Source organism: Gemmatimonas sp. (genome assembly GCF_041689975.1).
In the GTDB taxonomy this organism is placed as follows: domain Bacteria; phylum Gemmatimonadota; class Gemmatimonadetes; order Gemmatimonadales; family Gemmatimonadaceae; genus Gemmatimonas.
In genome coordinates this window covers 21,459-34,541 of the sequence record NZ_JBDNFF010000036.1, presented here as the reverse complement: position 1 = coordinate 34,541, position 13,083 = coordinate 21,459, and the positions used below count along the sequence as shown (strand labels likewise).

General features: G+C 65.3%; 13 protein-coding genes and 1 pseudogene. 8 read left to right on the top strand and 6 right to left on the bottom strand.

The annotated features are described in order from the left end of the window. The coding region (locus ACESNG_RS02805) for a CDP-alcohol phosphatidyltransferase family protein (RefSeq protein WP_373067708.1) at positions 1-407 on the top strand (407 nt) is incomplete at its 5' end. A gap of 114 nt (positions 408-521) precedes the next feature. On the opposite strand, the pseudogene ACESNG_RS02800 reads toward ACESNG_RS02805, so the two are convergent. Further along, positions 522-919, bottom strand: a pseudogene (locus tag ACESNG_RS02800) (GxxExxY protein). Between the two features lie 217 nt (positions 920-1,136). Here ACESNG_RS02800 and ACESNG_RS02795 point away from each other — a divergent pair. From ACESNG_RS02795 to ACESNG_RS02775, 5 genes are all read left to right on the top strand, one after another. After that, complete coding sequence (locus tag ACESNG_RS02795; protein ID WP_373067705.1) at positions 1,137-2,417, top strand: competence/damage-inducible protein A; 1,281 nt, start codon at positions 1,137-1,139, stop codon at positions 2,415-2,417. Positions 2,418-2,468: 51 nt separating this feature from the next. Beyond that, positions 2,469-3,068, top strand: coding sequence for a nucleotide exchange factor GrpE (locus ACESNG_RS02790; protein ID WP_373061300.1), 600 nt, complete (start codon positions 2,469-2,471; stop codon positions 3,066-3,068). Between the two features lie 13 nt (positions 3,069-3,081). Then, entirely contained in the window at positions 3,082-4,224 is a 1,143-nt protein-coding gene (locus ACESNG_RS02785) for a DnaJ C-terminal domain-containing protein (RefSeq protein ID WP_373061310.1), read from the top strand. After that, a complete protein-coding gene (locus ACESNG_RS02780; protein ID WP_373067703.1) occupies positions 4,224-4,772 on the top strand; it encodes a hypothetical protein in 549 nt (182 codons plus the stop codon). Before ACESNG_RS02785 ends, ACESNG_RS02780 begins: the two co-directional genes overlap by 1 nt. Positions 4,773-4,889: 117 nt before the next feature. Then, positions 4,890-6,185: a dicarboxylate/amino acid:cation symporter gene (locus ACESNG_RS02775; protein WP_373061304.1), complete on the top strand. Its 1,296-nt coding sequence runs from the start codon at positions 4,890-4,892 to the stop codon at positions 6,183-6,185. A 134-nt stretch (positions 6,186-6,319) separates the two neighbouring features. Here the strand turns inward: ACESNG_RS02775 and mnmA are convergent, their stop codons facing one another. Both mnmA and ACESNG_RS02765 read right to left on the bottom strand, forming a co-directional pair. Beyond that, positions 6,320-7,480, bottom strand: a complete 1,161-nt coding sequence (gene mnmA / locus ACESNG_RS02770; RefSeq protein WP_373061306.1) for a tRNA 2-thiouridine(34) synthase MnmA — start codon at positions 7,478-7,480, stop codon at positions 6,320-6,322. A gap of 8 nt (positions 7,481-7,488) precedes the next feature. Beyond that, the gene (locus ACESNG_RS02765) at positions 7,489-8,679 is read right to left on the bottom strand and encodes a cysteine desulfurase family protein (protein ID WP_373067701.1); all 1,191 of its coding nucleotides are present in this window, start codon (positions 8,677-8,679) and stop codon (positions 7,489-7,491) included. Between the two features lie 19 nt (positions 8,680-8,698). On the opposite strand from ACESNG_RS02765, the gene ACESNG_RS02760 reads away from it, so the two are divergent. Both ACESNG_RS02760 and ACESNG_RS02755 read left to right on the top strand, forming a co-directional pair. Beyond that, positions 8,699-9,772 carry a hypothetical protein gene (locus ACESNG_RS02760; protein ID WP_373067699.1) on the top strand — a complete coding sequence of 358 codons (1,074 nt, stop codon included), beginning with the start codon at positions 8,699-8,701 and terminating at the stop codon, positions 9,770-9,772. After that, the gene (locus tag ACESNG_RS02755) at positions 9,772-10,854 is read left to right on the top strand and encodes a hypothetical protein (RefSeq protein WP_373060406.1); all 1,083 of its coding nucleotides are present in this window, start codon (positions 9,772-9,774) and stop codon (positions 10,852-10,854) included. Before ACESNG_RS02760 ends, ACESNG_RS02755 begins: the two co-directional genes overlap by 1 nt. A gap of 12 nt (positions 10,855-10,866) precedes the next feature. Here ACESNG_RS02755 and ACESNG_RS02750 read toward each other — a convergent pair whose 3' ends face one another. Genes ACESNG_RS02750 through bshB1 form a run of 3 tightly spaced genes read right to left on the bottom strand, consistent with a single transcriptional unit; the run spans position 10,867 to position 13,080 of the window. Further along, positions 10,867-11,508, bottom strand: a complete 642-nt coding sequence (locus ACESNG_RS02750; RefSeq protein ID WP_373060404.1) for a cyclase family protein — start codon at positions 11,506-11,508, stop codon at positions 10,867-10,869. A 29-nt stretch (positions 11,509-11,537) separates the two neighbouring features. After that, positions 11,538-12,329 carry a tryptophan 2,3-dioxygenase family protein gene (locus ACESNG_RS02745; RefSeq protein WP_373060402.1) on the bottom strand — a complete coding sequence of 264 codons (792 nt, stop codon included), beginning with the start codon at positions 12,327-12,329 and terminating at the stop codon, positions 11,538-11,540. A 28-nt stretch (positions 12,330-12,357) separates the two neighbouring features. Next, on the bottom strand, positions 12,358-13,080 hold the full coding sequence (gene bshB1, locus ACESNG_RS02740) for a bacillithiol biosynthesis deacetylase BshB1 (RefSeq protein WP_373060400.1): 723 nt from the start codon (positions 13,078-13,080) through the stop codon (positions 12,358-12,360). Positions 13,081-13,083: the final 3 nt, after the last annotated feature.

Genomic DNA, 13,083 nt, shown 5'->3' with positions numbered 1-13,083 from the left:
TGGTGCCCGAAGGCACCATGCCGGAGCCCACACCGCTGCTGTTTCAGACCCCCTTCGGCGCCGTGTCGCTGCCGCTGTGGATCGTACTGGTGGTACTCGGTCGCGAGGCCTTCATGAGCGTGTTCCGGCAGGTCGCCGCGCGTCGCGGCTTGGTCATCGCCGCCATCGGCCCGGCCAAGTGGAAGACCACCTTTCAGAGCATCTGGCTGGGCGCCGCGTATTTCTGGTTCTTCGCCGCTACGCTGGCCGGTCGCGAGGGGTGGGAAGGGGACGGCGCGTGGAGGGTATTCGCGTACTTTATTGGATTCGTGGGCGTCACGAGCATGATCGGCGCGGTGGTGCTGACGGTATGGAGTTTGTGGCTGTATTTGCGGCGGTATGGGAGGCAGGTGGTTCGGTTGGCATGAGGGGAGTCTTGGCCCACGCCGACACGTAGACGCACGCAGACAGACCGCACAAAAGCTTGTCGGAGTGCACGCACGAACGGGGGCACACGGATAACCGCGTAACCACGCGACCGCTTACGGCACCACCCGATCGTTGTACACGCGATCAATGCCGGCCTTCATGGTCTCGAATCCAAAGTTGAGTACCAGCCCCACCTGCAGTCTCATCAGCCGCAAATACGTGAGCACCTGCATCCGGTGCACCGACGCGCTGCGCTCCGTGCTCTTGACCTCGATAACGACCACGTGGTCCACCAGCAGATCGAGGCGGAACGCTTTCTCGATCAAGCGGCCGCGATAGATCAGCGGGACCACGACCTGCGCTTGCACGTATGACCTCGCCGTTCGAGTTCGTCGAGCAGCAGCATTTCGTACGTCGATTCCAGCAGCGACGGCCCAAGATCCCGATGCAAATGGATGGCGGTGTCCACGATGGAGCCGGTGATTTCGGCGTGTACGGGAATGAGTGACATGGCGACAACATGCGCGGGGGCGTCAGCGGGGTGTCAGCGCGGCAAAACAAACGGCCAAAGCTCGTCGGACCCACGGAGGCACGGAGGAACGCGGAACCGCAGTTCTCCGTGTCCCCCGTTCCTCCGATGAGCTGTAAACAGATCCGTCCGCACACCCCGCACCCTCGCCACGCTCCATCCGATCCACGAGACCGCGCAGGGCCGCTACATTCCCCCCATGAACCTCGAAATCGTCACGATCGGCGACGAGCTCCTCCTCGGCTTCACGATCGACACCAACGCCGCCCACATCGCACGCGAATTCGCCGCCCTCGGTGTGCGCATCGTGCGTCGCGCCACCTGTGGTGACGATGCCGACGCCATCGCCCAAGCCGTGCGTGATGCCCTCGACCGCACCGGCGCCGTCATCACCACCGGCGGCCTCGGCCCCACCGCCGACGACATGACCAAACCCGCCATCGCCTCCATCTTCGGGCGCGGTATGGTCCTCGACGAGGCCATCCTCGCGTCGCTCCAGGAGCGCTGGCTCAAGCGCTTCGGCCACGACCTCCCCGCGAGCAACTACCAGCAAGCCATGGTGCCCGAGGCCTGTACTATTTTGCCCAATCGCCACGGCTCTGCGCCCGGCATTTGGCTGGAAGACGCGCAACAGCGCTGGGTCGCCATGCTCCCCGGCGTGCCTCGTGAAATGCGCGGTATGCTTGCCGACACGGTCATCCCACATCTCCGTGACCGCCTGCCCATCGGTGGCCCCGTGATCCGGGCGCGCACACTGCGCACCGCCAATATCGCCGAGTCGGCGCTGGCCGATAAACTCGGGGAGCTGGCCCGTGGCGTGAATGGGCTCTCGCTGGCCTATCTCCCCGGCAACGAGGGCGTGGACCTGCGGCTCACGTCATACGCCCTCCCGGCCCGCGAAACGGAAGCGGCGCTCACGGCCGCCGCGCTGTTGGTGCGCGAAAAAGTGGGCCGCTTTATCTACGGCGAAGGCGACGACGATCTCGCCGCGCTCATGTTGGCCGAGTGCGCCGCGCGCGGGCTCACGCTCGCGGTGGCCGAAAGCTGTACCGGTGGCTTGCTCGGGATGCGCCTCACGGCCGTGCCGGGCTCCAGCAGGGTCGTGAAGGGCGGAACGATCGCTTATGCAAATGAGGTCAAGGTGCGCGAGCTCGGGGTCTCACAGAGCGACCTGGACACCCACGGCGCCGTCAGTGAACCGGTGGCGCGTGCCATGGCCACCGGCGCCCGACTCCGGTTCGGGACCAACATCGGTATTGGCATCACCGGCGTCGCCGGTCCCGACGGCGGCACTCCCGAGAAGCCCGTGGGTACCGTCTGGGTGGCGGTCGATCTCGATGGCGAGGTTCATGCCGTACGTGCCATCCTGCCGGGTAACCGGTCGGAAATCCGGTACCGAACGGCCCAGTTGGCGCTCGACCGTCTGCGTCGGGCCTTCGACCGCGATCAGGATGCCATCGGATGGACCGCGCGGGGCTGACGCGCACGCCCATCTGTCCTTTTCTTTGACGTATGCCGTGAGCACCACCTCGTGAAATGCTCGCAAACTTTCGCCGACGACTCCCGTACGCACAACATGACCGACTCGATGTCTGACGCCCCGGTAGAACACATGGATCCGATGGACACGCAAGAAGCCGCCACCGTGCAGCCGCCCATTGAAGGAGGCGACGAGCTGCAGTCGACTCAGCGCGAGCTCGAGTCGCAGAAAGACAAGTATCTGCGACTCGCTGCGGAATACGACAACTTCCGCCGTCGTGCCGTAAAAGAGCGGCAGGAAGCCGGTTGGCGCGCGCAAGGTGAACTCGTGCGCGGCCTGCTCGACGGGCTCGACGACATCACGCGCTTTGCCGCCGTCGACCCCAGCACGCTGGACTCCAAAGCGGTGATCGATGGCATGCAGCTGGTCGAAAAAAAGCTCTTCAAGTCCCTCTCCGGACACGGCTTCGAGGTGATCGACCCCACTGGTCATCCGTTCGATCCCGCCATGCACGAAGCGGTCAGTACCGCACCGGCGTCGCAGCCCGAAGAAGACGGCCTCGTCGCGGTCTGCTTTCAGGTCGGCTACGTGATCAATGGCCACGTGCTCCGTCCGGCGCGCGTGGTGGTGAAGCAGTGGACTGGCGCCTGAGGGCGCGGTGAGCATGGCCAACGGAAAGGATTTCTACCAAGTGCTCGGCGTCTCGTCCACGGCAACCGCCGACGAGATCAAGAAGCAGTACCGGCGACTGGCGAAGCAGCATCATCCCGACGCCAACCAGAACGACCCCAAGGCCGTCGAACGCTTTAAGGAAATCTCCGAGGCGCACAACGTCTTGGGCGACAAGGACAAGCGGAAGGAATACGACGACATGCGTCGCCTCGGCGCTTTCGGCGGCATGAGCGGCTTCGGCGGAGCACGTGCTTCGTCACGTCCCGGCCCGTCGGGCGCCGCGCGTCCCGGTCAGCCGGGTGCGGGTACGTTCAACGACTTCGACGTCGGTGGCATCGGTGGCCTCGGCGATCTGTTCTCGTCGATGTTTGGCGGGACCGCCGGTGCTGGGCGTCAGAAGGCACGCGGACCCGAGCGCGGCCAGTCTATCGAGCAATCGGTCGACGTACCGTTCCGTGTGGCTGCGGTCGGCGGCAAGGTGCCGGTCGACATTGAAGTGAACGAAGAGTGTGCCACCTGCAACGGCAACGGGGCCGCCCCCGGCGCGCAGCTGCGTCCGTGCGGCGAATGCAGTGGCCGCGGCGTGATCTCCTTTGGGCAGGGTAGCTTCGCGGTGAATCGCCCGTGCCCGGTGTGTGCCGGTCGTGGCAGCGTGCCCACGGAGCGGTGTCCCACCTGCCGTGGTGCGGGAAACACGCGTGTGTCGCGCAAAGTGCTGATCTCGGTGCCCTCGGGTGCAGAAACGGGCGCGAAGGTTCGACTGCGCGGTCAGGGTGGCAAAGGCGCCTCGGGTGGTCTGGCGGGCGATCTCGTGATCACGTTCACGGTGACACCCGATCGCTTCTACAAGCGTGAAGGACTCGATCTCGTCGCCACGGTGCCGATCAACATCGCACAGGCGACGCTCGGTTCTCGGATCAACGTCAAGACGCTCGACGACAAGAAGGTCGCCCTTCGCATTCCAGCCGGCACGTCGGCGGGCAAGCGCTTCAAGATCACCGGGCAGGGGATCGAAAAGGACGGTAAGAAGGGTGATTTGCTGGTCGAAGTCACCATCACCGTCCCCGACGCGCTCACCGAACCACAGGAGAAGGCGATGCGTGAGTTCGCCGAAGCTGCCGGGATGAAGTTCTGATGCGTCCCGTACGATTGGTTGCGGCGGCGTTGGCGTTCGCCGTGTGCACCGTTGCGTCGGCCGCATCGGTTCGCGTCGCGTACGCGCAAGTGGCGCCCACACCCGCCGGCGCCACCGCACCGACCGCGCAGAGCACTCCTGAAATGCGATGGCGCTTCGATCAGTGCATGGGTGGAATAACCTACGGTGCGCCGTTCAAATGGGCGCTCTCGTATGGCGGCGGCATGGTCTACGAAGGCGATCGCCTCGATCTCTGCGCCCTGGCCGTGGCCAAGGTCGGTCTGGGCGGTGCGGGCGCGTCCCTCGGGCTCGCCAAGTCGTTCGGCTCGATGGGCACCGGCACTGCGATCACCGGCGGGATCATCCGTACCTTCGGTGATCCACTCAATGCGTCCGCGCGTCGCACCTACGTGGGCGGCGCCGTGCATCTCTGGCCGCTGCTCGCCCTCGGTGGTGAGCTGGGCTACTACGTGCGACTCGGTGACGGGGTCGGGGCGTCGTCACACGGCAAGCAGGTCATCACCTGGTCGGCGGGCTTCGGCTTCTAGCACGCCGTGGCCGCTGCCCCCCGGCCGATAGTCCGCGAGCTGCTCGAGGACAGGTGCCGGCCGGTTGTCCCAAGTGACTGCTCGCGCCGTGGAGCCCGCCGAAGTAGGTTCGCGCGCATGTCCGCCGCTCCCGTTTCCTCAGATACCCCCCGCCGCCGCCATCCGCTGAGATCGCAGGCCGTTCAGGTCACGCTCGGTCTGCTGCTCGGCCTCGCGCTGGGCATGTGGCTCTCGCGTGACGCCTCGCCCTCCACGTTCACCCGCGGATTGATCGCGGTGCTGGATGTGGTGGGTACGGCGTGGATCAACGCGGTGCGCATGACGGTGATTCCGCTGGTGGTGCCGCTGCTGATCGTGGGTGTGGCGGGCGGCGGCGATACCAGTGTCACCGGCCGCGTGGGCGCAAAAGCGTTCGCCTGGATGCTGGGGCTGGCGATCGCATGCGCCATGTTCTCCGCCGCCGTATCGCCGCTCTGGTTCGACACCCTGGTGCTCGATCCGGACGCCACCGCTCGACTTCGCGCCACCGCGTCGATCGATATCCCGCCGGCCGATGCGTTGTCGTTGCGCACGTGGATTCTCGGATTGATTCCACTCAATCCCATCAAGGCCGCGGCCGACGGCACGTTGCTGCCGGTCGTGTTGTTCACGCTGCTGTATGCATTCGCGCTGGGCAAAGTGAGCGAGGGGCCGCGCGCCGCACAGCTCGCGTTCTTCCGCGGAATGGCCGACACGATGTTGGTGGTCGTGCGCTGGATGCTGGCGATCGCCCCCATCGGCATTCTCGCGCTGGCCACGGTACTCGGACAAAAACTCGGCACATCGGTGCTCGGCGCCATCGGGTTCTACTTCATGGTGGTGATCGTGCTGCACCTGATCGCCACGGCCGCCCTGTATGGGGTCATGGGCGTCACGCGTCGCGTACCGCTGCGCGATTTCGCGCGTGCGCTGATTCCATCGCAGGTGGTCGGTATGGGCACGCGCAGTTCACTGGCATCGTTACCCGCGATGGTGAAGGGCGCCACCGATGTGCTGCGCCTGCCGGCGACGGCCACCGGGTTCGTGCTGCCACTCTGCGCGTCGGTGTTCAAGCTCACGAGCGCGATCTACTGGGTGGTCGGCGCCCTGTTCGTGGCGAAGCTGTACGGCATCGAGTTGCCGTTCTCCAGCATCGCATTGGTCGCGGCAAGCAGCGTGGTGCTCAATTTTAGCACGCCCGGTATTCCGAGCGGCGGTATGCTACTGCAAGTCCCGCTGTACACGAGCATCGGCCTACCCGTGGAAGGCATCGGCATCCTGATCGCGCTCGACACGCTGCCCGACATGTTCAAGACGCTGCTGAACGTCACCGCCGATATGCTCGTGGCCGTGATGACCGTGCCGGCGGGGGAGCTTCCGGCAAGGCCAGTGTGAATCACTGACATCGTGAACTGATCGCACAGAGAAAAAGAGAATAGGAGAAAAAGAGAAGATTGGAGACTGAACGCATTCGCCCTCCTTTTCTCTGTGTGATCTGTTCAGCAGCGGCAGTCGAAGCGACGACCAGGTTACGCCGCCAACACCGGTAATCGACGACCCGGCGCCGTGCGCATGCCGCGCTCGATCACGCCACCGCCCAGCACGATATCGCCGTCGTAGATCACCAGCGACTGGCCCGGCGAGATGGCGTGCACCGGTTCGTCGAGCGCGAGTTCGATCACATCACCAGACAGCCGCACGATCGTGGCCGGCGCAGCGGCTGCGCGATTGCGCACCTGCACCTGCACCTGCGCGCCGACCACTGGCGGCTCCACCAGCCAATTCAGCTCACGCGCTTCCAGGCCACGCCCCAGCAGTGCCTCGCGCGGCCCGATCACCACGGCGCGCTCCCTCGGCACGATCTCCACCACGAACATCGGCTCCGCGAAACCACCCGGTAGCCCCTTCCGCTGGCCAATCGTGTAGCGCGCAAAACCCTGATGTTCGCCGATCACTTCGCCACTCACCAGACGCAGCGGACCGACCGACAGGGCAGGGGCATCGGCCCCAAGCTGCTCCGAGAGCACGCGCACATGATCGCCGTCGGGTACGAAACAGATATCCTGACTCTCGGGCTTTTCCGCAGTACGTAGTCCAAAACGTCGCGCAATGTCACGCGTTTCCGCCTTCGTCTGATTGCCCACCGGGAGCACGAGCCGTGAGAGCACCGGGCGCTCGATGCCCCACAGGAAATAGCTCTGATCCTTCGCCGGATCGAGTCCACGCAACATCACCCGCGCGTCGCTGCCGTCCGCCAACGCGCCCATGCGTGCATAGTGGCCGGTGGCCAGCCACGGCGCGTCGATGTCGTCGGCCTTGTGGAGCAGGTCGCGAAACTTCGTGAACGTGTTGCAGCGCACGCAGGGAATCGGCGTGCGGCCGCGCGCGTATTCCTGCACGAAGTCGTTGAGCACATCGTGACCGAAGCGGTCCACGAGATTCGTGACATAGTGCGGAATGCCCAGCTTCTCGCACACGCGTCGCGCGTCGCTGGTGCTGTCCAACGAGCAGCACGGACGGTCGGGAATGTCCTTGCCATCCTCGTGCAGCTTCATCGTGACACCCACTACGTCGCAGCCCGCTTCCACGAGCACCGCGGCGGCGACCGACGAGTCCACGCCGCCGCTCATGGCTACGAGTACCCGCTCACCCTTCGGCGGCAACAGGCCGTGCACCGACGCACTTGTCATGTACCGACTCAGAACTCGACAGGTTCGAACATGCAGGCCGCGCTGGCAGCTTTGCCCACACGCGCCTTCTCGGCCAGCGTCGTGAGCACATCGAGCGTGCGCTGTACACAGGCGTCCGTGCTCATGCAGCCCAGCGACAAGCGCAGCGCCGCGTTCGTGAGGTCAGGCGACACTCCCATCGCGCTCAGCACGTGCGAGGCAGACACACTACCGCTCTGACAGGCCGATCCCGCACTGCAGGCGATGCCACGCAGATCGAGTGCCATCAGCATCGACTCGCTGCTGGTGCCCGGGATCGACATGTTCGTGATATGCGGCGCGCGCGGCACGCCGTCGCCGTGAATGATCACGTCGGGAATCCGCTCGCGCAGCCCCTGCTCCAGTGTCGCGCGCAGGGCGGACAGACGTGCATGCTCGGTTTCGTGCTCGGCCAACAGCAGTTCAGCCGCCGTGGCGAGTCCCACGGCGAAGGCGACGTTCTCTGTGCCCGGACGCCGACCACGATCCTGTGAGCCGCCGTGAAACATCGGCTCGAGCGGCGTGCCCCGACGAATGAACAGGGCACCGATGCCCTTGGGCGCGCCGATCTTGTGTCCTGAGATCGTGAGCAGATCAAACGGTGTGTTTCTGGCATTGATCGGCACTTTACCGAAGGCCTGCACGGCGTCGGTGTGAAACGTGACCCCGGCGACCTTGGCCTGTGCTGCCAACGCGGGCACGTCTTGCAGCACACCCACTTCGTTGTTCACCCACATCACGCTGGCCACTGCGACACGCGCATCGAGCAGCTCCGCAAAGTGTGCCATCTCCACGAGGCCGTCGCGCGTGACCCGCACGAGGCGCTCTTCGCCGCCTTCGTGCGCCACCTGATGCACCGCCGCCAGCACCGCCTTGTGCTCGAGCGGGGTGGTGAGTGCGGCGTTGCGACCCTGCGCGCGAAGCGTACGGAATACGCCAAGGATAGCGAAGTTGTCGCCCTCGGTTCCTCCCGAAGTGAAGCAGACCTCGTCGGCATGCGCGCCAAGACACGCGGACAGTCGCTCGCGGGCCTCGTCAAGGGCCACGCGGGCTTCACGGCCCCAGCGATGCACACTGGAGGGATTTCCGAAACGTGCGCCGAAGTAGGGCGTCATGGCGGCCATGACCTCGTCGCGCACCGGCGTGGTGGCGGCGTGATCCAGGTACACGTGCTGAGTCATCCCTGTAATTTAAGGGAAAATGTTCACCACTTGTATCCACTGCACCACCGATCTTGGCCGGAACGAGGCCTTCGAGGCCTTTCCCGTGGGTACCCGGCTGGCCTTTGATGCCGCCAAAGGGCGCCTTTGGGTAGTGTGCCGCAACTGCGACCGGTGGAATCTCTCGCCGCTGGAGGAGCGATGGGAGGCCATCGAGGCCATGGAGCGCCGCTTCCGCGACAGCCGTCTGCGTGTCAGCACCGACAATGTGGGACTGGCCCGGCTCAAGGAGGGCGTCGACCTCATTCGCATCGGGCAGCCGCAGCGTCCAGAAATGGCGGCGTGGAGATACGGCGACCAGTTCGGCACACGTCGAAAGCGGCAGATGCTGATCACGGGTACGGTCGTCGGCAGCGCCGTGGCGTTGGTGGGCGGCATGGTCGCCGTGGGAGTGAGCGTGGGCAGCTTCGCCGGATTTTATGCGAACGGTAACCTGTGGGACGCACTCGTGAACGGGCGCCAGAGTGTCTCGATTGGTAAGATCGCGCTGCCCGATGGGCAAGTAGTCGATGTGCAACGCAAACATGCGCGCATGAGCACACTCGAACGCGGCACCGCTGGCGGCCCGCTGCAATTGCGTCTCGAGTCGGTCGCGGGCTCGCATCTGCTGCTTGGCGATGACGCCATGAAAGCGGCGGCGCGATTGCTGCCCACGGTCAATCGCTTCGGCGGATCGCGCGTGCAGGTGCAGGACGCCGTGTCGCTGCTCGAAGAAATCGGCGATCCGTTGCGCGTGCTCACCGCGGTGCAGCAGCGCGTAGGCGCTACTGCGACCGATGAGCGCTGGGGAGTCGGTGATACCAAGTGGGGGTTCTATGCCAACAAGCGAGATGTCATCAAGAAGCTCCCCGGCACGCTGCACAGCCTCACGCCGCGCGATCGCCTCGCGCTCGAGATGGCGCTGCACGAGGAAAGCGAACGGCGCGCGATGGATGGTGAACTCGCCGCGCTCGAACTCGCGTGGGCGGAGGCCGAGCAGATCGCCAAGATCGCCGATGACATGTTCCTACCAGCGTCGATCGACGATCAGCTCGACCGAATGCGGGATCGCTGATGTACTCCACCTGCATCCACTGTCGGAAGTCGCTGGGTGCCAACGAGGCGATCGAAGCGCTGCCCATCGGGCGCCGTATCGCGTTCGATGCGCGCCATGGTCGGCTCTGGGTGGTGTGTCGCGGCTGCGAGCGCTGGAACCTCACGCCGTTCGACGAGCGATGGGAAGCGATTGAGCAGAGTGAGCGCGCCTTTCGTGAAACGCGGGTGCGCGTGAGTACCGACCACATCGGACTCGCGCGCTTGGCCGATGGCACGGAGCTCGTGCGCATCGGTGAACCGCAACGGCCGGAGTTCGCCGCGTGGCGCTACGGTGATCAATTCGGACGGCGCCGCGTGAAGGCGATCGCCACCGGTTTTGGCGTCACGGCCGCGGCCGGGTTGATCGTGAGTGGCGCTGTGGCCAGCGGCATCGGGCTCGCTGCGCTCGCGCCGCTGATGCACGTCGCGAATATGATCAGCCTTTTGTCTGCCGCGGGAATGGCGCAGAAGCCGATCGATCATCCCGACGGCGGCCGCTTCATGCCCATCGGCAACCCGCGCATCGTGCCCAGCGATCGTGCCGCCGGATGGGCCATCGATATCGGATACGCCGCGCACTATCGCGGCCCAGATCCGACCGTGCGTAACGGCGGCTACTGGACAATGGCACGCAAGCAGGAAGGAAAGAACGAGATCGGACGCGTGCAGTTGCACGGCGCTGATGCGGTGCCGTTGCTCCGTCGCCTTATGCCACTCATCAATCGTGGAGGCGCGCGTCGCACCGTGATCACCGATGGCGTCGCGCTCATCGAGCAGGCCGGCGGCCCCGAGCGCTTCGGCAAGTGGGCCGCCGGTATGCGCCGTGAATGGGCCGCCAGAAGTACCTTCGGCGACACCGGCGATCTCTCAGCGATCCCCGTGGCGGCGCGCCTCGCCTTTGAAATGGCGATCAACGAAGACGCCGAACGCGTGGCGCTCGAAGGAGAGCGGGCGTTGCTCGAGCGCGCGTGGGCCGAGGCCGAGGGCATCGCGCAAATTGCCGATGCGTTGCTGCTTCCGGAGTCGGTCACGGAGCAGTTCGATCGGCTCAAAAAGCCGTAGCCGCCACGCGCCTCACGACTCCCGCATGGCCCGCAGCAACGCCCGTACCGGTGCGGCGTCGGCACCGTGCACCGCCAGCGGCTGCGCCAACAACTCGTAGCGCCCCACCGGCACGACATCGAGCGCAAGATTCTCCAGCACGAACGCACCACCGCTGAAGATGGCGTTGTGTACCGGCAACTCCGTGCTCGTACGGCGGTCCACACTCGGCGCATCCACGCCCAAGAGCGTGAGCCCATGCTGCACCAGCCACGTCGCCGCGTCGGCCGTCAACGCCGGCCACGCCTCCGGAAACACACCACCAGCCACGGAATGCCCCGTGCGCACGATCACGCGCGTAGGCACATGCGCGCCCAGCAGCGCACGGAGCACCGGAATGGTGATGTCCATCGCCGCGTCGAAATCAGCCGGCAACGCCACCAACTGCACCTCACCGACGAACACCGAAGCCGGTAACGACTCCGACGCCGGCCATGACGACTGCACATGCAACGGCGCGTCAGCGTGCGTGCCGACATGCGCACTGGTAGACAGCACGCCCAGGTTCACACTGCTGCCTTCCTCACGTCGGCACGTCCACCCGCACGAAAATCCCACGTCGTCCGGCCACGGCGGCGTGGAAGCAGAAAACGGGACGCTGATATCGTAGAACATGCTACCCCATACTCCCGACTCCCCACCCCTTACTTCGCTTTTCCATAAAATTGCGCCCTCACCGCCCACAGCTCCGGAAAGAACCGATGGCTCATGGTGCGCGACAGATACTTCGCGCCCAGTGTGCCGCCGGTGCCGAAGGTACCGGGACCGATGATGCGCTCCACTAACTGCACGTGCAGAAAGCGCCAGCGCGCGAACCGCTGCTCGAACTCCAGCAGCCCCTCGACCAGCAGGAACAGCGGCGTCGGTCCCGGACCCATGTACAACTCGGCGAGGTCCATCTGCTCGTGCGCGATCAGCGCCAGCACCAACGACTGCAGCACCGGACGGGCCAGCGCCTCCGTTACCACCGCCGGTGGCTCGCCATGCTCGGTGATCGCCGCCAGGAAGTGCGGGTCGCGCAAGCCGGCGGTCGCTTCGATCGCGCGGAACTGGGCACTCTGAGAACCGCTGCTCGAACCCAGATAGCCACGGAACTGCGCGAAGCGTTGCGGCGGCAGCGTGTCGAGTGCCGTGAGCTGTTGCGCGACGATTTCGGTGAGCACGTTCACGCGTTGCACGGCGAGCAGCGCCCGCATCGTGTCGAACGCTTCCAGCGCCGTGATCATCGTGTCCATTTCGTGGCGCAGCACCTTGAACCACAGTTCACTCGCCTGATGCACGACGATGAACAGCAATTCGTCGGGATGCTCGGGCGACGATTGCAGTGTCTGTAACTCCAGTAGCTCCGTCAGGCGCAGGTAGCTGTCGTAGTCGATGCCTGACGCACCGTGTCCGTGCGCGCCGTGCGGCGATTGATCGGATGTGGTCTCACTCATGGGACGTGTCGGCGGAGGGGAGACGTGCTCAGAACGTGGAGACGCCAAGTGTGGTGACGTCGTCGATCTGCATGGTTTCGTCGGTGTAGAATGGCTCGCCGTACTGCACGCGAATCAGCGAGCCGTAGTGCGCCGCCTGATGAGTCACGATGTCGTGGAGTGGTTCCCCGTTGGGATACACTTCGCCGGCCTGCGTGGTCCCGTCGAACTGGGAACCGTAGCACATGATCGCTTCGAGTTTACGCGCGAACTGCGCGCTGATGTCGACCACGAACGACGGCTTCACGGCGTCTTCCCGGTATGTTACCACGTGCAGCAATTTGAACGGACGGAACGCCGGGTGATCGCCCGGTTGGTACTTCGCGAGTCCACTCAGAAAGCAGGCGTCGCGCGCCAGTTCGGTCGTACGACGATGGTCGGGATGGCGACCGCGTAGTGCGGGAATGATCACGACCCGCGGACGCAGCCGCCGCAGCACCTGTACCAATCGGCCACGCGTCTCGTCGGTGTTGCTGATCCCGGCGTCAGGGAGTTCGAGATTCTCGCGCACGTGCAGCCCCATGATGCGCGCGCCGGCAGCGGCCTCGGCGGCGCGGAGTTCGGCCGAACCCTTGGTGCCCATCTCCCCTCGGGTCAGGTCGACCACCCCAACGCGATGGCCAGCGTCGACCGCCTTGACGAGCGTGCCACCGCACGTGAGTTCAGCGTCGTCACGATGCGGCGCGATACAGAGGAGATCGAGTACGGACATGCA